We start from the raw sequence: 22,402 nt of genomic DNA on the forward strand, positions 1-22,402 counted from the left end.
GCGACTCTCAGGACGCAACCAGGATCTCGTGCCGGTTGTGCCCTGGTCGACGCGGAGTCGAACTGGACTCAGTGGAAGAAGTGCCGCTCGCCCGTGAAGTACATCGTCACACCGGCAGCGGTCGCAGCCGCGATGACCTCGTCGTCGCGGACGCTCCCGCCGGGCTGGGCGACGGCACGGACGCCCGCGTCGAGCAGCACCTGCAGGCCGTCGGCGAACGGGAAGAACGCGTCGGACGCCGCGACCGAACCGGCAGCGCGGTCCCCGGCCCGGTTCACCGCGAGGTGGCACGAGTCGACCCGGTTGACCTGCCCCATCCCGACACCGACGCTCGCGCCCTGGTTCGCCAGGAGGATCGCGTTCGACTTCACCGCACGGCTCGCCTTCCACGCGAACGCCAGGTCCGCCAGGGTCTGCTCGTCGGCCGGCTCGCCGGAGACGAGCGTCCACGTGGACTGGTCGAACGCCGTGAAGCGGTCGGCGTCCTGCACGAGGAACCCGCCGGAGATCTGCTTGACCTCTCGCTCGGCGAGCGCGAAGTCAGCCGGCAGCGTGAGCAGCCGGATGTTCTTCTTGCGGGACAGGACCTCGAGCGCCTCCGGGTCGAACGCGGGAGCGACGACGACCTCGGTGAAGATGTCGGCGATCGTCTCGGCCATGCCGCGGGTCACCGTCCGGTTCGCCGCGATGACGCCGCCGAATGCCGACAGCGGGTCGCAGGCGTGGGCAGCCGCGTGCGCCGAGGCGATCGGGTCACCGGCGTCGGGCGCCGCGACCGCGATGCCGCAGGGGTTGGCGTGCTTGATGATCGCGACGGCCGGCTCGGTGAAGTCGTACGCGGCGCGGACGGCGGCATCGGCGTCGACGTAGTTGTTGTACGACATCTCCTTGCCGTGCAGCTGCGTCGCCTGGGCGATCCCGGTGCCGTTCGTGCTCGTGTAGAGCGCCGCGGACTGGTGGGCGTTCTCGCCGTAGCGGAGCGTCGCGGTTCGGTCCGCGGACAGCGTGAGGTGCTCCGGGAACGCGCTGGGGGCCTCCTGGCCGTCGTGCTCTGCTGCCGCGGACGTTGCCGACGGGGCCACGACCTCGGACGCGAAGTAGCTGGCGACCGCGGTGTCGTACGCCGCGGTGTGGCCGAAGGCCTGCGCGGCCAGACGCTTGCGGAGTTCCAGGGTCGTGCCGCCGGCACGGACGGCTTCGACGACCTCGGCGTACGAGGACGGCGACACCACGATCGCGACGTTCGGGTGGTTCTTCGCGGACGCGCGGACCATCGCCGGGCCGCCGATGTCGACGTTCTCGACCACGGTCGCGGTGTCGGCGCCCGAGGCGACCGTCTCGACGAACGGGTACAGGTTCACCACGACCAGCTCGAACGGGGCGATCCCCAGGTCGGCGAGCTGCTGCTCGTGCGACTCCAGCCGCAGGTCGGCGAGCAGGCCCGCGTGCACGGCCGGGTGCAGGGTCTTCACGCGGCCGTCGAGCGACTCCGGGAAGCCCGTGACGCTCGCGACGTCGGTGACGACGTACCCGGCGTCACGGATGGTCTGCGCGGTGGAGCCCGTCGAGACGAGTTCGACGCCGGCGTCGGCGAGCGCGACGGCGAGCTCGAGCAGCCCCGACTTGTCGCTCACCGAGATGAGGGCTCGACGCACGGGCACGACGTCCCGGTCGCGGTACAGGCTGGGGTCGGCGGCGTGCACGCTCATGCGGGGGTGGTGCCCTTCAGGTCGATGTGTCCGTTGGCGATGTCGAGGACGGTCTGGATGAGCAGCCGACGTTCGACGGGCTTGATGCGGTCGTGCAGGGTCGACTCGGTGTCGCCGGGCAGGACCGGGATGCGCTCCTGCGCCAGGACCGGACCGCTGTCGACACCGTCGTCCACCGCGATGACGCTCGCGCCGGTCTCGGTGACGCCGGCGGCCAGCGCGTCCCGGACGCCGTGCGCTCCCGGGAACTCCGGCAGGTACGCGGGGTGGGTGTTGATGACCGACGGCCCGAACTCGGCGACGACCGCGGGCGGGAGCAGGCGCATGAGCCCGGACAGCACGAGCAGGTCCGGCGTCCACGGGCGGATCTGCTCGGCGAGCGCTGCACCCCACTCGGCGCGGGTGGCGTACCGGGTGAAGGGGACCGTGAAGGTCGGGATCGAGTACTCCTCGCCGAGCTGGAGGCCCTCGGCGTCGCGGTCGGCCCCGATCGCGACGACGCGGGCGGGGTACTCGGCATCGCGGGTCGCCTCGAGCAGGGCTCGGAGGTTCGACCCGGTACCGGAGATCAGGACGACCAGTTCGAGCACGGGGGCAAGCCTAGCGGGGGCGGGTGCTGCCGGGCGCGGGCAGGCTGACCGTACGGCGTCGATCATCGTCACCGGTCGTCCGCGCTGACATCTGGTACTGGAGTGTGTAGCGTCAGATCCTCGCCCAACTCGTCCTCGACGCAACGATCCGGAGTCATCGTGATCCTTTCCCTCCCTCCTCTCGCCATCGCCGGTCTCGCGGCCGTCGTCTCCTTCGCGGGCGCACTCGTGCCGACGCATCCTGCCGACGCCGCATCCGTCATCGACACTCCTGCCGCCGCTGCTGCAGCAGCAGCCGCACAGGAGGCGGACCCGGTCCTCAGTGCGCTGCAGGCCTTGGAAGGGAAGCAGTCCGCCGCGGAGATCGATCGGATCGTCGACACCGGACACGTGGTCGCCACGTACACCGAAGGCACCTCGTCGACGATCGTCGCGGCCGTGGACCTCGGGCCGGCGTCTCGCGGACTCTCCTTCGTCGCACCCGGCTGCAGTGCCGACAGCTTGTGCATGATGAACACGAGCAACTCGCCGAGCGCCTCCACCGGCGTGGGATCGCTCACCGGAACGTGGAAGCGCATCAAGAGCGCCGCCGCCCGAGGCCGCAACGCCCGCTTCACGTGGAGCGGCGGCGCGCTCACCGTCGGCGCCGGGCAGATCGACTACTTCGGCTCACCCGTCACGATGACGAAGGTCAGCAGGTGACCGGCTGACCTTCGCTCAGGCGTCGTCGTCGCCCTTCGGCTTCCGCCACCATGGCAGCTCGTCCTCGGGGATCTGGTCCGTCGTGTCCCAGGTCGTCGCCCGTGGCGCGGGTCGCGCCGGCGGTTCCGGGTCGACGTCGTCACGGCCGGCGACGAACTCCTCGGTGCTCCACGGGAAGGCCGGCTGTTCGTCCGTCCGCGGGACGGGAGGCGCCTCCCGCCGTTCCGCAGGACCGGCCGCGGCGTTCGTGGACGACTCGTCCGCTGGACGACCGGCACCGCCCGCACGGTGGCGCAGGTCGTCCGCACGGTCGCGGAGGCCACTCGCACGGTCGCGGAGGTCGCCGGCACGGTCGCGGGCACCGGACGCGGCAGCCCGGAGGCGTGCGCGCATGCTGCCGGCGGCCGGCGCTGCTGCTGCGCGGTCGTCGAGGCGCTCGGCCGCGACGGCGTCGGTCCGTGCCCAGTCGGGCAGGTCGACGTCGGTGGCGACGGCAGCGGTCGAGACGGCGGCGGGTGCGGGGGCGGGTGCGGGCGCTGCCTCCGCCGCGCGGTGGTCCTCGTCCTCGTCGACGGCGTTCGGCGATCTGTCCGTCTCCGCGTGCGCGGTCGTCACCGCGTCGTGCTGCTCGTCGACCGAGAACCGATGGACTCCGGTGGTGCGTCCGGCGCCGGCGGACTCGAGCGCGGCGATGAGCGAGCCGTGCTCCGGAGTCGCGTCGGCGGTGGCGAGGTCGTCCTCGGTCTCGTGCCAGCGCTCACCGATCCACGAGCGCTCGGGCAGCCGGACCAGGTCGCTGCCGATCGCGAGCGCGATGAGGGCGGGGATGCCCACCTCGAGCGCGGCGAACCCGCCCACGGCCAGCGCATGCGGTCCGACGTCGGCCAGGCGCCCGGGTCCGACGGAGCCGGACGACATCCAGGCGAGGCCACCGATGACGACGCCGGCGACGAGTCCGGTCACGACACCGCCGATCGCCCGGTACAGCGCCGAGTCGGCGGCACCGAGCATCCGCACCAGGCGCGGCCGCATCAGCCCGCCGACCGCGAAGCCCGCGACGACGGGGACCAGGATCCAGACGAGTCCGAACGTGTGCCCGGAGGTCGGCAGCGCACCGAGGACGGGGATCGCCGGCACCGGCCCCAGTGCCGTGCCGATCGGGGACACTGCGGAACCGGTGCCGATCGCGAAGCCCGGGCCGACGAGCCAGGCCGTGGCCCAGGCGACGAAGTCGGGGATGAACGCGAGCTGGCCGACGGTCAGGGCGAAGCCGCCGACCAGTCCGGCGTGCGAGCGTTCGTAGAGGGTGATGACCTCGGCGAACGAGACCAGCAGCACGAGTCCGACGAGCACTGCGGCGACGGCGACGACGCATGCGGTCGCGACCGTGCCGGCGCGCAGGCCGAAGCCGACGACGACCCGCCACAGGGTGGGGATCCGGTCGACCAGGTCGACGATGCGCGCGGTGACCGGGTCGGCGGCCAGGCCTCGGCGTCGGCGGCAGACCTCGGCGGAGACGACCGCGGGGATCCCGAACCAGAGCGCCGGTGCGACGACCGCCTGCCAGGTGGTCGGGTGCGTGGCCGCGCTGGTCGAGCTCAGTGCGACGAGGAGCCCGAGGACGGCGACAGCGGCCGTCCCGACGAGGATGCCGGTCACGCGGTGCTCGGTCTCGGCAAACCGACGTCCGGCGCGCGCGCCCAGCCAGGCGGTGACGACGGCGAACCCGAGGGCGGCGAGACTCACCCCGATCGGCGCGGAGGCTCCGGACAACCCGGTCGCCTTCGCCGCAGCAGCCCCGAGCGTGAACGTCACGTCGACGCCGTGTCCGATCAGCCAGACGTTGCCGGCAGCGGTCCAGAACACGTCCCAGTCGACCTGGAGCCCGTACTCGAACGCCCACAGCAGGGTGAGCGGGACGAGCGCGATGCCCACGCCGACGCCGACCGTCACGATCGCTTCGATCACGGCGAGCAGAGCGGTTCCCAGGCGGTTCATCGCAGCGAGGATACGGCGGCCACCTCCGCGCTCGCGGGTGCCGCGCGGCTCCCCCCGGCAAAACACCGGTGGACGGACCAGCCCGACCACGGACGGACGGGAGGCGCGGTGCCAGCCGGCACCGCGCCTCCCGTCCGCAGGGGGCCTGCGACTACTTCGCCGCGACGACCTCGCGCAGCAGCGCGGCGGTCTCGGACGGCGTCTTGCCGACCTTGACGCCGGCAGCCTCGAGCGCCTGCTTCTTCGCCTCGGCCGTACCGGCGGAACCGGACACGATCGCGCCGGCGTGGCCCATCGTCTTGCCCTCCGGGGCGGTGAAGCCCGCGACGTACCCGACGACCGGCTTCGTGACGTGCGCCTTGATGTAGTCGGCGGCCCGCTCTTCGGCATCGCCACCGATCTCACCGATCATCACGATGGCCTCGGTCTCGGGGTCGGCCTCGAACGCGGCGAGCGCGTCGATGTGCGTCGTCCCGATGACCGGGTCGCCGCCGATGCCGATGGCGGTCGAGAAGCCCAGGTCACGCAGCTCGTACATCATCTGGTAGGTCAGGGTGCCGGACTTCGACACGAGGCCGATCGGGCCCTTGCCGGTGATCGTCGCCGGGGTGATGCCGACGAGCGACTCCCCGGGGGTGATGATGCCCGGGCAGTTCGGCCCGATGATCCGGGTCTTCGCGCCGAGGGCCTTGGCGTGCGCCCAGAACTCGGCGGAGTCCTGCACGGGGATGCCCTCGGTGATGACGACGACCAGCGGGATCTCGGCGTCGATGGCCTCCATCACGGCGTCCTTCGCGAACGCCGGCGGGACGAAGACGATCGAGACGTCGGCACCGGTGGTGTCGATGGCCTCGCGCACCGAACCGAAGACGGGCAGCTCGACGTCGCCGTGGGTGACGGTCGTGCCGGCCTTGCGGGCGTTGACACCGCCGACGACGTGCGTCCCGGCCTTGAGCATGAGGGCGGTGTGCTTCGTGCCCTCACCGCCCGTGATGCCCTGGACGATGACCTTGGAGTCCTTGTTGAGGAAGATCGACATGGTCAGTCCCTTCAGGCCGCTGCGGCGGCGAGTTCGGCGGCCTTCTCGGCCGCGTCGTCCATGGTCGCGGCGACGGTGACGAGCGGGTGCGCTGCCTCCGCCAGGATCCGTCGGCCCTCTTCCACGTTGTTGCCGTCCAGGCGGACGACGAGCGGCTTGGTGGCCGCGTCGCCGAGGATGCCGAGGGCGGCGACGATGCCGTTCGCGACGGCGTCGCAAGCGGTGATGCCACCGAAGACGTTCACGAAGACGCTCTTCACCTGGGGGTCACCGAGGATGACGTCGAGGCCGTTGGCCATCACCTCTGCTGAGGCACCACCACCGATGTCGAGGAAGTTCGCGGGCTTCACGCCGCCGTGACGCTCACCGGCGTAGGCGACGACGTCGAGCGTCGACATGACGAGCCCTGCACCGTTGCCGATGACGCCGACCTGGCCGTCGAGCTTGACGTAGTTGAGGCCGTGGGCCTTCGCCTTGGCCTCGAGCGGGTCCTCGCTGGCGGTGTCCTCGAGTGCCCCGTGTCCCTCGTGGCGGAAGTCGGCGTTCTCGTCGAGCGTGACCTTGCCGTCGAGCGCCAGGATCTGGCCGTCACCGGTGCGGACGAGGGGGTTCACCTCGACCAGGGTGGCGTCCTCACCCGCGAACACGTCGTAGAGCTTCACGAAGACGCTCGCGACCTGGTCGACCAGCTCGTCCGGGAACCCGGCCTGGCGTGCGATGTCCACCCCCGCCTCCTGGTTGATCCCGGTCAGCGGGTTCACCTCGACCCGTGCGAGGGCTTCGGGCTTCTCCACCGCGAGCTGCTCGATCTCCATGCCGCCCTCGACGCTGACGAGCGACAGGTAGGAGCGGTTCGCGCGGTCGAGCAGCACCGAGAAGTAGAACTCCTCGGCGATGTCAGCGCCCTGGGCGACCATCACGCGCTGCACGGTGTGGCCCTTGATGTCGAGGCCGAGGATCGCCTGTGCGTGCTCGAACGCCTCGTCAGGGGTCTTCGCGACCTTGACGCCGCCGGCCTTGCCGCGACCGCCGACCTTCACCTGCGCCTTGACGACGACGACTCCGCCGATCTGCTCGGCCGCCGCCTTCGCCTGCTCGGGGGTGTCGGCGATGATGCCCTGCAGCACAGGGACGCCGTAGGACTCGAAGAGGTCCCTGGCCTGGTACTCGAAAAGATCCACGCTGTTCTTCTTCCCGCACGGTTCGTGCGATCGGCATCGGTCATCCGGTCGCGTCCTCCTCATCGAGGGTCGCTCGATGTCGAGACGACGGCCGAGACCGAGCCTAGCGCCGGCAGGTGGACGGACGGTTCCGCTGCCGGGAGCCCTGTGGAGAACCGCCGGGACGACCGGGGTACGGATCGCTCGTCCGCAGTGCGCAATCCCCGAACGGTCCGCCAGCACGGCCCGGGCACGGTCGATCGCGTGCAGAACGATCTCCGTACCCGTGCCGCCGACGTCTTCGGTTGGGAACTCCGCGACGCCCAGGAGACCGTGGTCGACGCGGTCCTCGCCGGACGCGACGCCCTGGCGCTGATGCCGACCGGTTCGGGCAAGTCCGCGATCTACCAGGTCGCCGCCCTGGCCCTCGACGGCCCGGTCGTCGTGGTCTCGCCGCTCGTGGCCCTGCAGGAGGACCAGGTCGTCGGCATCGAGGACCACCCGGACGCGCCCCGTGCCGTCACGATCAACGCCACCCGGGCGCACCGGGAGCTCGACGGCGCGTGGCAGGCCGTCGCCTCCGGAGATGCCGGCTACGTCTTCCTCGCCCCGGAGCAACTCGCGAAGGACGACGTCGTCGATCGACTCCGGGACGCCGGCGTCGCCCTGGTCACGGTCGACGAGGCGCACTGCGTCTCGAGCTGGGGGCACGACTTCCGTCCGGACTACCTGGCCCTCGGCGAGGTCGTCGAACGCCTCGGCCGTCCGCCGGTGCTCGCGATGACGGCCACCGGGTCGACGCCGGTCCGGAAGGAGATCGTCGAGCGCCTCGGGATGCGAGACCCCCTCGTGCTCGCCACCGGGTTCGACCGGCCGAACCTGCGCTTCGAGGTGCAGCGGCACACGGACGAGGACGAGAAGCGTGAAGCCGTCATCGCCCAGGTCGCGGGGCTCGAGGGTGCCGGCATCGTCTACGTCGCCACCCGCGCCGAGACCATGCTCTACGCCGACGAACTCGTCGAGAGGGGCCGGCGGGCGAAGGCCTACCACGCGGGGCTCCGGGTGCGGGACCGCGAGCACGTGCACCACGAGTTCCTCGACGGCGACCTGGACGTCGTCGTCGCCACGAGCGCGTTCGGCATGGGCATCGACAAGCCCGACGTCCGCTTCGTCGTGCACGCCGACGTCCCCGAGTCGGTGGACGCCTACTACCAGGAGGTCGGCCGGGCCGGACGGGACGGCGACGTCGGTCTCGCGACCCTGCACTACCGGTCGGAGGACCTCGGGCTGCGCCGGTTCTTCGCCTCGGGCTCACCCCGTCCGGCATCGCTCCGCGCCGTGTTCGACGCGGTGCCCGCCGACGGCGCCGTCGCCCGCTCCGAGGTCGCCGAGCGGGCCGGGCTCGCCGCACGCACCGCGGGACGGGTCGTGAACACCCTGGTCGACGCCGGTGCGCTGGTCGACGACCGGGACGGCCTGCGTCGGGCACCGCAGGGACCGGCGGACGCCGCCGCGGCCGCCGAGCTCGCCAGGGCGCACGCGAAGGAGCGGGAGCGCGTCGAGGAGTCCCGGATCGAGATGATGCGTCGCTTTGCCGAGACGAACGGTTGCCGTCGGCAGTTCCTGCTCGGCTACTTCGGCGACGAACTGCCCGAGCCGTGCGGCAACTGCGACACCTGCTCCGCCGGCACCGCCACCGACGCCGACGCACACGGCGCGGACGGGTCGCACGACGCCGAGTGGCCGCCGGACGCGCCGGTCGAGCACTCCGAATGGGGCCGCGGAACCGTGATGAGCACCGAGGACGACCGGCTGACGGTGTTCTTCGAGTCCGCCGGCTACCGCACGCTCGCCCTGGCCGACGTCACCGAGCGGCACCTGCTCGAACGGGTCTGAACCAGCCGCAGCGGGCGGTCCCCCGGGGGGCGGGAGGGGGAAGGCGCGGTCGCTCGACCACCCGTCGGCGACCGCGCTCCACTCCCCCGAGCACGTGCAGTAGACACCGGGAGTGTGACCCGTCGGTGTCCACCGGGTGAACGGCGCGCGAACCGGCCACGATCGGTTCCGCGGAGCTCCGACGGTGCGCCGAGCGACCCGGTGCGTCCCCCGGGCACCGCACACTCCCACCGACACCCGGGTACCAAGGACCGGTGGGCAGGACGGCGCACCGCAGACCGCGCACGGCAGACCGCGCACGGCAGACGCGCACCGCAGATCCTTCCCACACGCATCACCACGACGACCGACAGGAGCGACCATGTCCGACCCCGGCATCACCCCAGGCGACGAGTTGAGCGACGGCGTCAGCGACTCCGACGACGAGGGCCGCGCCGACGACGTCGACCGCGAGTACGTCGGCGGCTTCGAGACCGACGACGCCGAAGAGGCGCTCGAGACCGTCACGAACGACGCCGTCGCCGGCGAGACCGTCGAGCCCCAGCTCGGTGACGGCACCGACGACGGCCCGACCGGCGGCGCCCCGAACGAGGGCTCCCCGGACATGTGGGAGCACGGCGACGAGCGTCCCGACCTCGGCGGCGACCTGGGCACGAAGCCGCTCTGAGCTGCCCGACGCCGACCTGACAGGACGACGCTGACCGTGACCGGACGACGGACGGGAGGCCCGGTGCGCGACGCGCGCCGGGCCTCCCGTCCGTCCCCTGCTCACGACCAGAGCTGCGCGCTCCGCCGGTTCCTCGCCGACAGCACGCCCGTCGTGGCGGGCGGGCGCGCGATCCTGCTGCAGATCGCCGATCCCGTGGTGGCGGCCGGGGTCCGGCGCCACTCGGACTTCGCCAGGCGACCGCAGCAGCGCCTGGCACACACCCTGATGTACGTCTACGCGGTCGTGGTCGGAACCCCCGAGGACGCTGCCGTCGCAGCCTCGTTCGTGGCCCACGCGCACCGCCCGGTGACCGGCGCCGACGACCCGGACCGGCAGCTCTGGGTCGCGGCCACGCTCGTCGACTCGGCGATCCGGACCCACCGCCTGCTCGGCACACCCGTCGACGACGCACGGGCCGAGGACGTGCTCCGTGCCTACGCGCCGATCGCGACGGCCCTGCGGGTCCCGGCCGAGCGGTGGCCGGACTCGATGCCGGCCTTCGAGCAGTACTGGGCCGCGTCGCTCGCGCAGCTCCGGGTGACGGACGACGCCCGCGGTGTGGTGCGCGACCTGCTGCACCCGCGACACGCGCCGGGATGGGTGCGCGCGGCGATGCCGGTCGTGCGGATCGTCACGGTGGGGATGCTGCCCGCGGCGGTGCGGTCGCAGTACGGCTTCGCGTGGGGGCCGCGCGAGGCTCGACGCTTCCGCCGGACCGTGACGGGCCTCCGGCTGTTCCGCGCGGTGCTGCCCGGCGCGCTGCTGCGACTGCCGGGACCGCTGCTCATCCGTGCGATGCACCGGACCGCACGCCGGTACTCCGCGCACTGAAGGGGGTCGAGCCCTTTCTTGTCAATACGACAAGAACCGTGGTACGGTCGGGTCATGGCAGTCGAACTCAGCACCCGGACCCGCTCCGGCCAGCCGGTCACCCCGACGTTCACCACGATGCGGTTCCCCGCCGGTGAAGCGCACGTCAAGGTCGCCGCAGGTCCCGAAGGCGACGCCGCAGGCGCCCCCGACCTCGTCGAGGTCGCGACCCTGCGCGGCACTTCCGGCGACGACCTGGTGATGCTCGGCATGTGGGCGGACGCGGTCCGACAGCGCGGATCGCGATCGGTCGCCCTCGTCCCCTACCTGCCCGGTGCCCGACAGGACCGTGGCCTGCCGTTCGGCGCGAAGGTCTACGCCGACGTCATCAACGGGTTCCACATCGACCAGGTGATCGCGTTCGACCCGCACTCGCCGGTCATCGTCGGCCTCGTCGATCACCTGACCGTGGTGACCAGCGACCGCATCGTCCGCGACGAGGTCGTCGGCGCACCCGGCACCGACCAGCGCTACCAGGGCATCATCGCCCCGGACGCCGGTGCGGTCGCCCGGGCCACCGCGGCCGCCGACGCCTGCGGCCTGCCGGTGTACCGCGCCGAGAAGCACCGCAACCCGGACACCGGGAAGCTCGACGGCTTCAGCTGCGAACCGCTCCCCGACACCGGTCGGTTCCTCGTCGTCGACGACATCTGCGACGGCGGCGGCACCTTCATGGGCCTCGCGGGCAGCACCGGGCTGCCGAAGGAGCGGCTGGGCCTCTGGGTCTCGCACGGTGTCTTCTCCGGCCGGGCCGCGCAGCTCGGCGACCACTTCGGCGAGATCGTCACCACCGACTCGTACCCCGCGCAGAACGCCATCGAGGGCCTGCGCACCGTCCCCCTGACCCCGTACCTCACCGAGGATATCCGATGACGAACGCCGGCACGACCACGACCACCGCCACGACGACCACCGGCCTCGACCCGCGGATCACCACCGCCAGCCCGATCGCCCCGCTCCTGGCCGTCGACGGCTACAAGCACTCGCACCGGCAGCTCTACCCCGAGGGCACCACGCGGATCCTGATCAACTGGACCAACCGGTCGAACGCCCACATGCCGGACTCGACGCACGCGGTCGTGTTCGGCCTGCAGGCCTTCGTCCAGCGGTACCTGGTCGAGGCGTGGGCGCTGTTCTTCGCCGCCGACGAGGACCTGGTGTGCGACCTGTTCCAGCAGGCACTCGAGGGGTACTTCGGCCCGAACTCCATCGGCGTCGACCACGTCCGCGCCCTGCACCGGCTCGGGTACCTGCCGCTCGAGATCCGCGCCCTGCCCGAGGGCACCCTCGCCCCGATCGGCGTGGCCACCCTGACCGTCGAGAACACCGTCGACGCGTTCTCCTGGCTGCCGAACTACATCGAGACCGCACTGTCGGCATCGATCTGGCACCCGTCCACCGTCGCGACGAAGGCCCTGGAGTACCGCGACCTCATGGAGGACTGGGCCGAACGGACCGGCGCGGACCCGGCGAGCATCGACTTCGCCGCGCACGACTTCTCGTTCCGCGGGCAGACCAGCATCGAGTCGGCCGCGGCATCCGGCGCCGGACACCTGCTCTCGTTCCTCGGCACCGACTCGATGCCGACGCTCGACCACATCGCCCGCTACTACCCCGGCGACAACGGCTGGGTGGCGGCGAGCGTCCCGGCGACCGAGCACAGCGTCATGTGCGTCCGCGGCGCCGACGGGGAGCTCGAGACCTTCGAACAGATCCTCGACGTGTACCCGACCGGCATCGTCTCGGCGGTCAGCGACGGCTTCGACCTGTTCAAGGTCCTCACCGAGGTGCTCCCGCAGCTCAAGGAGCGCATCACGGCCCGCGACGGCAAGCTCGTCATCCGCCCGGACTCCGGCGACCCGGTCGACATCGTCACCGGCACCGTGCACGGCGTCGACGAGGCCGAGCTGTTCGCCGCCGACCGCAGCGACGAGCAGAAGGGCGTCGTCGAACTCCTCGACGAGCTGTTCGGCCACACCGTCAACGAGCGCGGCTACAAGGTCCTCGACCAGCACATCGGCGTCATCTACGGCGACAGCATCACCCTCGACCGCGCCCGCCGGATCTACGAGCGCCTCGCCGCGAAGGGCTACGCCAGCGACAACGTGGTGCTCGGCATCGGGTCGTACACGTACCAGTTCATGACCCGCGACAACCTCGGCAGCGCCGTGAAGGCCACCTGGGCCCTGGTCGACGGCGAACCGGTCGACATCCAGAAGGACCCGAAGACCGGCAGCGGCAAGAAGAGCGCCAAGGGCCGGATCGCCCTGCACCGCGACGCGACCGGTGAGATCCGGCAGACCGACCAGGCCACGCCGGAGGACGAGGCGACCAGCCTGCTCCAGCCGGTGTGGGTCGACGGGCGGTTCACGGTCCTCCAGTCCTTCGCCGACGTCCGCGAGACGCTCCGTCGGGAGCGGGCCGACCGTGCCGCCCGACGTGCAGCTGCCGCCGGCACCGACACCGCCCCGGCGGCGGCGACCGCGTGACCGGGGCCGCCCCGGCGGCGGTCCGCGACCAGCCGCTCATCGCCGTGGACGTCGTCCTCGTCGCGTTCGACGACACGGGTGACGGGGTCGATCCGGGTGGCCTCCGGGTCGCCACCGCCAGGCGGCGGTACGAACCGTTCGTCGGACGGGAGGCGCTGCCCGGCGTGCTCCTGGACGGTCCGGAACTCCTCGCCGACGGTGCGCGACGCGCGCTGCGGACCAAGACCGGGACGGACGCGGCGGCGGTCCGGCACCTCGCCCAGATCGGGGCGTTCGACGGACCCGAACGGGACCCGCGGAGCGCCGCGATCAGCATCGCGTTCCTCGCGGTCACCGCCGGCACGGCCGCTGTCTCCGACGCCGTGGTCTGGCACGACGCGGTGGGGCTGCCGCTCGGGCTGCCGTTCGACCACGACCGGATCATCACGGCAGCGCTCGACCACGCGCGGACCCGGCTCTGGTCGGACGGACCGCTCACCCGGGCGCTGCTCGGCGAGCGCTTCACCACGCCGGACGCGGCACGGCTCGTCGTCGCCCTGACCGGGGTGACACCGGACCCGGGCAACCTCAACCGGGCGCTCCGCACGAACCCGGCACTGACCCGGCTCGACCCCGCGGCGGAACCGGTCGTCCGTTCCGGTGCCGGGCGGGGCGGGCGTCCCCCGGCAGCCTGGACGTGGACGGACTGAGCGCGGTTGAGTGGGCGCATGTCTGCTTCGCTGTCCGGGGACGAGTCCCTGCACCTGCCCGAGTTCGACGCGCCTCCCGCATCGCCGCTCGACCTCGCGCGCCTCTGGCTCGACCAGGCCGGTGAACACGAGGTGTCCGAGCCGATGTCGATGACGCTCGCGACCGCCGGCGCCGACGGCCGGGTCAGTGCCCGGACCGTCGACGTCAAGCGCATCGAGGACCGCGGGCTGGTGTTCGGTACCTCTGCCGAGAGTCCGAAGGGCCGCCAGCTCGCCGAGAACCCGCACGCCGCCCTGCAGGTGTACTGGCGTGAGACGATGCAGCAGCTCCGGTTCGAGGGCCGCGTGGTGCAGCTCTCCGACGAGGAGTCCGACGCCCTGTTCGCCGACCGCTCGCCGAAGTCCCGCGCCGCCACCGCGATCGCCGACCAGTCCGCGGTGCTCGAACCGCGGACCCTGCAGGACCTGATCGACGACGCCAACGAGCTCCTCGCCGAGTCCGACGACGACGTGCCGCGGCCGCCGCTGTGGGACGCGTGGCGCCTGGAGCCCGACACCGTCGAGTTCTGGCACGGCAGCCGCGACCGGATGCACCGCCGCCTGCAGTACGTGCACGCCGGCGAGAGCTGGACCGCGACGCGGCTGCAGCCGTAGCGCAGCGGGCAGTGCGCGCCCCGGGCTCGGGCGACGCTGCGGTAGCGTCGGACCATGACGGCCGCAGCACGCATCACCGTCCGGACCGCGGTGGAAGCGGACGCCCCGGGCATCGCCGACGTGCACGTCCAGGCCTGGCGCGAGGCGTACGCCCACCTGCTGCCCGCCGCGTTCCTCTCATCGCTCGACCCCGTCGCCCGCACCAACCGATGGCGGCGCACGATCGCCGGTGCGAGCGCGGCCGGTACGGGTGTCGCCGTCGCCGAGCTCGACGGAGTCGTCATCGGCTGGGCGACCGCCGGGCCGGGGCGTGACGATCACTCCGTCCGGGACGTCGAGCTCACCGGCATCTACGTCCTGGCCTCCGCGTACGGGTCCGGGGCCGGCCAGATGCTCCTCGACGCGGTGCTCTCCGACGCGCCGGCGTTCCTCTGGGTCGCGGACGACAACCCTCGTGCGCAGGCGTTCTACGCCCGCAACGGGTTCCGCCGAGACGGCGCGACGAAGACCGAACACCTCGGCGACAACGCGCTCGTCGCGGCGCGCATGGTCCGCTGACGTCCGGCTAGAGCTTCTCGATCGGTGCGATCTTGATGAGGAGCTTCTTCCGCCCCGCGGTGTCGAAGGCGATCTCGGCGATCCGCTTCGCACCCTGACCGGTCACCGCCGAGACGGTCCCCTGCCCGAAGTCGACGTGCGAGATCCGGTCACCGGCAGCGAGTTCCATGTCCCCGTTGTCCCGGACCTGCCCGGACACCCGATTCGCCCACTCGGTCTTCGGACGGGTCTTCGCGGCAGCAGCAGCACGGTCGTAGGAACCGCTGCCCCAGCCGCCCCCGCCGCGGTGACCGCCACCGGCGCCACCGCCCGAGCCGCCGAACCCGCCGTCACGCTTGGCGTTGATCGCGCGGGGCTGCGTGCCACCACGACTGTTCGCCATGCCCGGTGACTGCTTCCACTCGATGAGCCCCTCGGGGATCTCCTGCAGGAAGCGCGAGGGCATCGCCACGTTGACGTCGCCGAACTGCGCCCGGGTCATGGCGAGCGACAGGAACAGGACCTTCTTCGCGCGGGTGATGCCGACGTAGAACAGACGGCGCTCCTCCGACGGGCCACCGGGCTCGTTCGCGGACATCCGGTGCGGCAGCAGGTCTTCTTCGACGCCGGTCAGGAACACCGCGTCGTACTCCAGGCCCTTCGCGGTGTGCAGCGTCATCAGGGACACCGTGCCGGAGGAGTCGTCGAGCTCGTCGGCCGCGGCCACCAGCGAGACCTCGGTGAGGAAGTCGGACAGCGTGCCCTCGGGGTTGTTCTTCTGGAACTCCCGCGTCACGGCCACGAGCTCGTCGATGTTGTCCGCACGGGCCGCGTCCTGCGCGTCCGGCGACTTCCGGAGCTGTTCGAGCAGACCGGACCCGTCGAGCAGCTGCGTCAGGGTGTCCACGACCGGCTGGTCCGCGGCCTTCGCCGACACGTCGTCGAGCAGCACCGCGAACGAGGTGATGGCGGTCCGGACCTTGGGCCCGAAGCCGAGCTCGTCGGCGTGCCGCAGGGCTTCGCGCATCGAGACCTCGTGCTCGTCGGCGTACCGCTGCAGGGTCGTCTCGGTGACGGCGCCGATGCCGCGCTTCGGCACGTTGAGGATGCGGCGGAGCGACAGCGGATCGGCCGGGTTCGCGACCGTGATCAGGTAGGACATCGCGTCCTTGATCTCGGCGCGCTCGTAGAACTTCGTGCCGCCGAGCACCCGGTAGGGGATCGCCGCCCGGATGAAGATCTCCTCCAGCGCACGGGTCTGCGAGTTCGTCCGGTAGAACACCGCCATGTCGCGGTAGTCCATGCCGTCCTCGTGCAGGCGCTGGATCTCGTCCGCGACGAACTGGGCTTCGTCGTGGCCGGTGTACCCGGTGAAGCCGACGATCTTCTCGCCGGCGCCGACGTCGGTGAACAGGCTCTTCGCCTGCCGGTCGAAGTTGTTGGAGATGACGGCGTTCGCGGCGTCGAGGATGTTCTGCGTCGATCGGTAGTTCTGCTCGAGCAGGATCACCTTCGAGTTCGGGAAGTCGCGCTCGAACTCGACGATGTTGCGGATGTCCGCCCCGCGGAACGCGTAGATGGACTGGTCGGAGTCACCGACGACCGTCAGCGAGGCGCCGGCGATCGATCCGTCGGTCTCCCGCATCCGGGCGACGTGCTGCCCCTGGTCCTCGAGACGGTCGACCTGCTCGACCGGCACCGGCCTGGTGAGTTCCCGGATCAGCGAGTACTGCGCGTGGTTGGTGTCCTGGTACTCGTCGACCAGGATGAAACGGAAGCGACGCTGGTACAGCGCAGCCACCTCCGGGAACGCCCGGAACAGGAACACCGTCTGGCCGATGAGGTCGTCGAAGTCGAACGCGTTCGCCCGCCGCAGCTCGTTCGTGTACCGACGGAACACCTCGGTGAACATGACCTCCTGCGGGTCGCTCGCGTTGATGTTACGGGCGTAGGTGTCGATGTCCTGCAGCTCGTTCTTGAGCTTCGAGATCTTCGCCGCCGCGGCCCCGACCGTCAGCCCGAGGGTGTCCGCCTCGAGGTCCTTGATGATCCGCTTCAGCAACGCCCGGGAGTCCGCGGAGTCGTAGATCGTGAACGACTGCGGGAACCCGAACCGTTCGGCTTCACGCCGGAGGATCCGCACGCACGCGGAGTGGAACGTCGAGATCCACATGCCCTCGGCGGCCTGGCCGACCAGGGCCTGCACCCGCTCGCGCATCTCGGCCGCGGCCTTGTTGGTGAACGTGATCGCCAGGATCTGGGACGGCCAGGCTTCCCGGTTCGCCAGGAGCAACGCGATGCGACGGGTGAGCACGCTCGTCTTGCCCGAGCCGGCACCGGCCACGATGAGCAGGGACTCGCCGCGGTACTCGACGGCTTCCTTCTGCTGGGGGTTCAGGCCCGCGGTGAACGGGTCCTCGTAGGCACGGTCACGCGCACCCGCGCCGTCGGTGCGGCCGGGCGTCGGGTCGGAGGGGTCGAGCACGATCGTCATGTCCGAGACAGTCTAGGCGCGACCCCCGACGTCCGATCAGGCCCGGTCGGAGGGTTCCGCGACGAGCGATCGGGCCCGGACGGCCAGGTCGGCGTGGTCCGCGAAGACCCCGTCGACGCCCGTGCGGAGGACCGACGTGAACCACCGTTCCCAGTCCCCGAGCGCCGCCAGCTCGCCGCCACGACGGAGGGCAGCGGGCAGGAACCGGTTCTCCGGCCGCAGGGTCCACGTGTAGATGGCGAGGCCGGCCGCGTGTGCACGCTCGACCACGTCGCTCCGCACCGGGCCGGGATCGTCCACCGCCCGGGTGTCGACGCCCGCCATCAGCGTCGGCAGGTCGACGCTGATGCCGTCGAACTCGGCCGCGAGCCGCGCGAGCGCGGCGTCGGTCCGCTCGTCGGCGTAGGTGGTGGCGGCGGGACCGGCGTCGGCGACCTCGTCAGCGGCCGCACCACGGGCCTCCTGGAGGTACACCAGCCGCGCACCGGTGCCCTGTTCGGCGACCTGCCGGAGGACGCCCTTCTCGAACGACTCGACCGTCAGCCGGTCGTCGCCGCGCCAGCCCGCGGTACCCAGGACGCCGTCGAGGAGCGACGCCATCGGGAACCCGGCCGCGGCGAACGCGCTGGCGTGCTTCACCTCGGCGACGAGCGCGACCCGCCGCGGTGCGGCGTCCAGGATCGCGAGCAGGTCCTCCAACCGCAGGACCGTGTCCTCGCCATCGTGCTGCCGGGAGGCCCGGCGCAACTCCGGCAGGCGCTCACGGGTCCGCAGGGTGCGCAGCTCGTCCCAGGTGAAGTCCTCGGTGAACCAGCCGGTGAACCGGTGCCCGTCGATCGTCTTCGTGGTGCGGCGGTCACGGAACTCCGGTCGGTCGGCGACGTCGGTCGTCCCGGAGACCTCGTTCTCGTGCCGGAGGACCAGGACACCGTCCTTCGTCGGCACGAGGTCCGGCTCGATGGCGTCCGCGCCGAGCTCGATCGCGAGCTCGTAGGCGCTGCGGGAGTGCTCGGGACGGTACCCGGAGGCTCCACGGTGGGCGATGACGAGCGGCTGCATGCAGGCGACGATACGGAGCGCGGGTGAACGCCGGGCCCTCGGGACCGAGGTCCCGCGGACGTTCAGCGAGCGTGCGGAGATCCCACGGTGGACCGCCAGAGACCGTCAATAGGCTCCAGCGCAGGAGCACGGATGCCGGTTCCGCTTCCCGCGGATCCTCAGCCATCGAGGCCCCACGGCCCGTAGGCTGTGAGGACACGAAGGAACGGCACCGCCGCACTCCGTCACGAGCCCACGAACCGATGCCACCCGGGTACCGGATCCACGACTCCACACCAGAGGAAATCAGAGGACACCATGGCCTTCAAGCCCGGTTTCGACCAGTCCCCCGCCTTCAACGACGCGGGCCGGAACGCATGGGGCGCCGGCTCGAACGCACCGCAGGGCGCCTACCCGCAGCAGGGGTACCCGCAGCAGGGCGGCTACCCGCAGGCCCCGTACGGCCAGACCGGCTGGGGACAGGCACCGCAGCAGCCCGGCATGTCGCCCGACCAGCTCCGGGACATGTACGACCGCCCCTCGGCCGACAAGGTCGACACCGGGCGCATGTCGTACGAGGACACCATCGTCAAGACGCTCCTGGCGTTCGGCGTGCTCCTCGTCGGCGCGGTCGCCGGCTGGAACCTGCCGCCCGTGGTCTGGATCGTCGGCGCGATCGTCGGGTTCGTCCTCGCCCTGGTGAACACCTTCAAGAAGAAGCCGTCGCCGGCACTCGTGCTGGCGTACGCCTTCTTCGAGGGCCTCTTCGTCGGTGGCATCTCGGGGATGTACAACACGATGTGGGACGGCATCGTCACGCAGGCGGTGTTCGGCACCCTCGGTGTCTTCGCCGTCACGCTGCTGCTGTTCTCGTCCGGCAAGGTCCGTGCCACCCCCAAGCTGACCCGGTTCTTCCTGGTCGCGATGGTCGGCTACATGGCGTTCTCGCTCGTCAACATCGTGCTCATGTTCACCGGTGTGACCCAGAGCGCGTTCGGGCTCCTCGGCGTCTCGCTGTTCGGCATCCCGCTCGGTGTCCTGATCGGCATCTTCGTGGTGCTGATGGCGGCGTACTCGCTGATCCTCGACTTCGACCAGATCAAGACCGGTGTCGAGCGCGGCGCTCCGCGCGTCTACGCATGGACGGCCGCCTTCGGCCTCATCGTCACGCTGGTCTGGCTCTACCTCGAGATCCTGCGCATCCTGGCGATCGTCGCGAGCAGCTCCCGCAACTAGCGTTCCTGTTCGACACGACGGGCCCCGGCTTCTGCCGGGGCCCGTCGTCGTTCCCGGGCGGGCGGCGGGCGCGGGCGGCGGCGGGCGCCCGACTGGTCACGACACCCCGCTCACCTCCGCCGAGCGGTCACGGATCGTCGCTCACTACCCGCCAGAACGACGACGTGTGACCGCTCGGCGGAACGGGCCGGGCGCGGCAGGCGGGCCCGGCCCGCGCCTCCCGTCCGGCACGTCTGCCCGCCGACGTCGCGCAACACGCCGCAGCCGGTTCGCCGAGGTCGCTCAACCCGCCGCCGTCCACCCGCCCGAGCGGCAGATCGTGCGACCCCGAGAGCGCCGGCAGCATCCCCCGCACGCCAGCCCCGTCCGCCGCCAGGTCGCACGACATGCCGCGGCCGGTTCGCCGGGGTCGCGGGAACTGCCGTCAGCGAGCCGGCCCGACGGCAGAACGTGCGACCTCGGCGGCCGGGCTGGGCGGGCGACGGGCGGGAGGCACGACTCGACCCAGCAGGACGAGCGAGGGCCCGGCACGCAGCGCGTACCGGGCCCTCGGGCGTCAGGGGAGGATCACTCCCACTCGATCGTCCCCGGCGGCTTCGACGTGACGTCGAGCACGACCCGGTTGACGTCGCGCACCTCGTTCGTGATGCGGTTCGAGATCTTCGCGAGCACGTCGTACGGCAGGCGCGTCCAGTCGGCGGTCATGGCGTCCTCGGACGAGACCGGACGGAGCACGATCGGGTGCCCGTAGGTGCGGCCGTCGCCCTGGACCCCGACCGACCGCACGTCGGCGAGCAGGACGACCGGGCACTGCCAGATCTCGTCGTCGAGGCCGGCCGCGGTCAGCTCGGCGCGCGCGATGGCGTCGGCGGCACGGAGGATCTCGAGCCGCTCCGCGGTCACTTCACCGACGATGCGGATGCCGAGGCCCGGGCCGGGGAACGGCTGGCGTCCGACGATGACCTCGGGGAGCCCGAGCTCGCGACCGACCGCGCGGACCTCGTCCTTGAACAGGGTGCGCAGCGGCTCGACGAGCTCGAACGTCATGTCGTCGGGCAGCCCGCCGACGTTGTGGTGCGACTTGATGTTCGCGGTGCCCGATCCGCCGCCGGACTCGACGACGTCCGGGTACAGGGTGCCCTGCACGAGGAACTTGACCTCGGCGTCGCCGTCGGACGCGCGCGCTTCGAGGACGAGCGCCTCCGCTGCGGCTTCGAACGTGCGGATGAACTCGCGCCCGATGATCTTGCGCTTCTGCTCCGGGTCGCTGACGCCGGCCAGGGCGTCGAGGAACTGCTCGCGGGCGTCGACCGTGACCAGGCGCACGCCGGTGGAGGCGACGTAGTCCTCTTCGACCTGCTTGCGCTCGTCCGCGCGGAGGAGCCCGTGGTCGACGAAGACGCAGGTGAGCTGGTCGCCGACGGCCTTGTGCACGAGGGCCGCGGCGACGGCGGAGTCGACACCACCGGAGAGCCCGGCGATGACCCGCGCCGACCCGACCTGCTCCCTGATCCGAGAAACCTGCTCCTCGATCACGTTCGCGGAGTTCCAGTCGCCCGGGAGCCCGGCGGCACGGTGCAGGAAGTTCTCGAGCACGGCCTGGCCGAACGCGGAGTGCTTGACCTCCGGGTGCCACTGCACGCCGTAGAGCTTGCGCTCGTCGGAGGCGAACGCGGCGACCGGGGTGGACTCGCTCGAGGCGAGGACCTCGAAGCCCTCGGGTGCCTTCGACACGGCGTCCCCGTGGGACATCCACGTGGTCTGCGCTGCGGGCTGGCCGCCGAGCAGGACGCTGTCGGTGCCGCTGACGGTCACCGCGGTGGCGCCGTACTCGCGGAGGCCGGTGTTCGCGACCTCACCGCCGAGCGACTTCGCCATGGCCTGGAAGCCGTAGCAGATGCCGAGCACGGGGATGCCGAGGTCCAGGATCTCGCCGTCCAGGGACGGTGCGCCGTCCTCGTAGACGGAGGACGGGCCTCCGGACAGGACGATCGCGGCCGGGTTCTTCGCCCGGATCTCGTCCGCCGTGACGGAGTGCGCGACGATCTCGCTGTAGACGTTGGCCTCGCGGACACGTCGTGCGATCAACTGCGCGTACTGCGCGCCGAAGTCGACGACGAGGACGGGACGCTGTTCGGTCTCGCTCACCGAGCGCTCTCCTTCTCCCGCGACTGCTGCGCGGTCAGCTCGTGGTAGGTGGTCATGGCGGCCTGCTGCATGCGGTGTTCGACCACGAACGACATGAACGGGATCACGCCGCCGAGTGCGATGAGCAGGAAGCGCGTCGGACGCCAGCGCATGATGCTCCACAGACGGAAGTCCGCGAACAGGTAGACGACGTACAGCCACCCGTGTGCGATGAGGATCGCGATCGACAGGTTGAACGTGCCGGGCGCTTCACCGGCGGTACCGTTCGGGACGAAGAACGCGCCGCCGCCGAGCTGCATCTCACGCTGGATCGGGGTGTACTTGATGACGACCTCGACGACCAGGGCGAGCAGGAGCACGCCGGTGACGTACGCGGAGATGCGGTAGAACCGCACGGCCCCGGGGATCTTGGGGATGTCGCGCGTCCGGACGGTCAGAGCCATG

At 71.5% G+C, this 22,402-nt stretch carries 19 protein-coding genes; 10 read left to right on the forward strand and 9 right to left on the reverse strand.

The annotated features are described in order from the left end of the window. Nucleotides 1-68: 68 nt before the first annotated feature. Complete coding sequence (gene purH, locus DEJ24_RS11215; RefSeq protein ID WP_111078717.1) at nucleotides 69-1,709, reverse strand: bifunctional phosphoribosylaminoimidazolecarboxamide formyltransferase/IMP cyclohydrolase; 1,641 nt, start codon at nucleotides 1,707-1,709, stop codon at nucleotides 69-71. Beyond that, nucleotides 1,706-2,299, reverse strand: a complete 594-nt coding sequence (gene purN / locus DEJ24_RS11220; protein ID WP_111078718.1) for a phosphoribosylglycinamide formyltransferase — start codon at nucleotides 2,297-2,299, stop codon at nucleotides 1,706-1,708. The genes purH and purN overlap by 4 nt, the downstream gene beginning before the upstream one ends. Nucleotides 2,300-2,458: 159 nt before the next feature. Here purN and DEJ24_RS11225 point away from each other — a divergent pair, with 159 nt between their 5' ends. Continuing rightward, entirely contained in the window at nucleotides 2,459-3,001 is a 543-nt protein-coding gene (locus DEJ24_RS11225; RefSeq protein ID WP_111078719.1) for a hypothetical protein, read from the forward strand. Between the two features lie 15 nt (nucleotides 3,002-3,016). Here the strand turns inward: DEJ24_RS11225 and DEJ24_RS11230 are convergent, their stop codons facing one another. The 3 genes from DEJ24_RS11230 to sucC form a co-directional block, all read right to left on the reverse strand. Further along, nucleotides 3,017-4,999, reverse strand: coding sequence for a DUF6350 family protein (locus DEJ24_RS11230; protein ID WP_111078720.1), 1,983 nt, complete (start codon nucleotides 4,997-4,999; stop codon nucleotides 3,017-3,019). A gap of 151 nt (nucleotides 5,000-5,150) precedes the next feature. Continuing rightward, nucleotides 5,151-6,038, reverse strand: coding sequence for a succinate--CoA ligase subunit alpha (gene sucD, locus DEJ24_RS11235; protein WP_110903496.1), 888 nt, complete (start codon nucleotides 6,036-6,038; stop codon nucleotides 5,151-5,153). A gap of 11 nt (nucleotides 6,039-6,049) precedes the next feature. Next, a complete protein-coding gene (sucC, locus tag DEJ24_RS11240; RefSeq protein WP_111078721.1) occupies nucleotides 6,050-7,219 on the reverse strand; it encodes an ADP-forming succinate--CoA ligase subunit beta in 1,170 nt (389 codons plus the stop codon). 243 nt (nucleotides 7,220-7,462) lie between these two features. Between sucC and DEJ24_RS11245 the strand changes: the two genes are divergently transcribed. The 8 genes from DEJ24_RS11245 to DEJ24_RS11280 all read left to right on the forward strand — a co-directional run bounded on the left by DEJ24_RS11245 (nucleotide 7,463) and on the right by DEJ24_RS11280 (nucleotide 15,063). Continuing rightward, nucleotides 7,463-9,094, forward strand: coding sequence for a RecQ family ATP-dependent DNA helicase (locus tag DEJ24_RS11245; RefSeq protein WP_111078722.1), 1,632 nt, complete (start codon nucleotides 7,463-7,465; stop codon nucleotides 9,092-9,094). A 361-nt stretch (nucleotides 9,095-9,455) separates the two neighbouring features. After that, nucleotides 9,456-9,761: a hypothetical protein gene (locus tag DEJ24_RS11250; RefSeq protein ID WP_111078723.1), complete on the forward strand. Its 306-nt coding sequence runs from the start codon at nucleotides 9,456-9,458 to the stop codon at nucleotides 9,759-9,761. 63 nt (nucleotides 9,762-9,824) lie between these two features. Beyond that, nucleotides 9,825-10,634, forward strand: coding sequence for an oxygenase MpaB family protein (locus tag DEJ24_RS11255; protein WP_181436590.1), 810 nt, complete (start codon nucleotides 9,825-9,827; stop codon nucleotides 10,632-10,634). A 54-nt stretch (nucleotides 10,635-10,688) separates the two neighbouring features. Continuing rightward, nucleotides 10,689-11,546, forward strand: coding sequence for a ribose-phosphate pyrophosphokinase (locus tag DEJ24_RS11260; RefSeq protein WP_111078725.1), 858 nt, complete (start codon nucleotides 10,689-10,691; stop codon nucleotides 11,544-11,546). Then, a complete protein-coding gene (locus tag DEJ24_RS11265; protein ID WP_111078726.1) occupies nucleotides 11,543-13,162 on the forward strand; it encodes a nicotinate phosphoribosyltransferase in 1,620 nt (539 codons plus the stop codon). Before DEJ24_RS11260 ends, DEJ24_RS11265 begins: the two co-directional genes overlap by 4 nt. Next, on the forward strand, nucleotides 13,159-13,851 hold the full coding sequence (locus DEJ24_RS11270; protein WP_111078727.1) for an NUDIX hydrolase: 693 nt from the start codon (nucleotides 13,159-13,161) through the stop codon (nucleotides 13,849-13,851). The genes DEJ24_RS11265 and DEJ24_RS11270 overlap by 4 nt, the downstream gene beginning before the upstream one ends. Nucleotides 13,852-13,869: 18 nt before the next feature. After that, the gene (locus tag DEJ24_RS11275) at nucleotides 13,870-14,505 is read left to right on the forward strand and encodes a pyridoxal 5'-phosphate synthase (RefSeq protein ID WP_111078728.1); all 636 of its coding nucleotides are present in this window, start codon (nucleotides 13,870-13,872) and stop codon (nucleotides 14,503-14,505) included. A gap of 54 nt (nucleotides 14,506-14,559) precedes the next feature. Continuing rightward, nucleotides 14,560-15,063 carry a GNAT family N-acetyltransferase gene (locus tag DEJ24_RS11280; protein WP_111078729.1) on the forward strand — a complete coding sequence of 168 codons (504 nt, stop codon included), beginning with the start codon at nucleotides 14,560-14,562 and terminating at the stop codon, nucleotides 15,061-15,063. Between the two features lie 7 nt (nucleotides 15,064-15,070). On the opposite strand, the gene DEJ24_RS11285 is transcribed toward DEJ24_RS11280, so the two are convergent. Both DEJ24_RS11285 and DEJ24_RS11290 read right to left on the reverse strand, forming a co-directional pair. After that, nucleotides 15,071-17,536 carry an ATP-dependent helicase gene (locus DEJ24_RS11285; protein ID WP_111078730.1) on the reverse strand — a complete coding sequence of 822 codons (2,466 nt, stop codon included), beginning with the start codon at nucleotides 17,534-17,536 and terminating at the stop codon, nucleotides 15,071-15,073. Nucleotides 17,537-17,572: 36 nt separating this feature from the next. Further along, entirely contained in the window at nucleotides 17,573-18,595 is a 1,023-nt protein-coding gene (locus tag DEJ24_RS11290) for a glycerophosphodiester phosphodiesterase family protein (protein ID WP_111078731.1), read from the reverse strand. 297 nt (nucleotides 18,596-18,892) lie between these two features. On the opposite strand from DEJ24_RS11290, the gene DEJ24_RS11295 reads away from it, so the two are divergent. Continuing rightward, complete coding sequence (locus tag DEJ24_RS11295) at nucleotides 18,893-19,810, forward strand: Bax inhibitor-1/YccA family protein (RefSeq protein ID WP_111078732.1); 918 nt, start codon at nucleotides 18,893-18,895, stop codon at nucleotides 19,808-19,810. A gap of 567 nt (nucleotides 19,811-20,377) precedes the next feature. Here the strand turns inward: DEJ24_RS11295 and guaA are convergent. Continuing rightward, complete coding sequence (gene guaA / locus DEJ24_RS11300) at nucleotides 20,378-21,958, reverse strand: glutamine-hydrolyzing GMP synthase (RefSeq protein WP_111078733.1); 1,581 nt, start codon at nucleotides 21,956-21,958, stop codon at nucleotides 20,378-20,380. After that, on the reverse strand, nucleotides 21,955-22,401 hold the full coding sequence (locus DEJ24_RS11305; protein ID WP_110903507.1) for a DUF3817 domain-containing protein: 447 nt from the start codon (nucleotides 22,399-22,401) through the stop codon (nucleotides 21,955-21,957). The genes guaA and DEJ24_RS11305 overlap by 4 nt, the downstream gene beginning before the upstream one ends. Nucleotide 22,402 lies beyond the last annotated feature (1 nt).

It is taken from the genome of Curtobacterium sp. MCPF17_001, from assembly GCF_003234615.1.
GTDB lineage: Bacteria > Actinomycetota > Actinomycetes > Actinomycetales > Microbacteriaceae > Curtobacterium.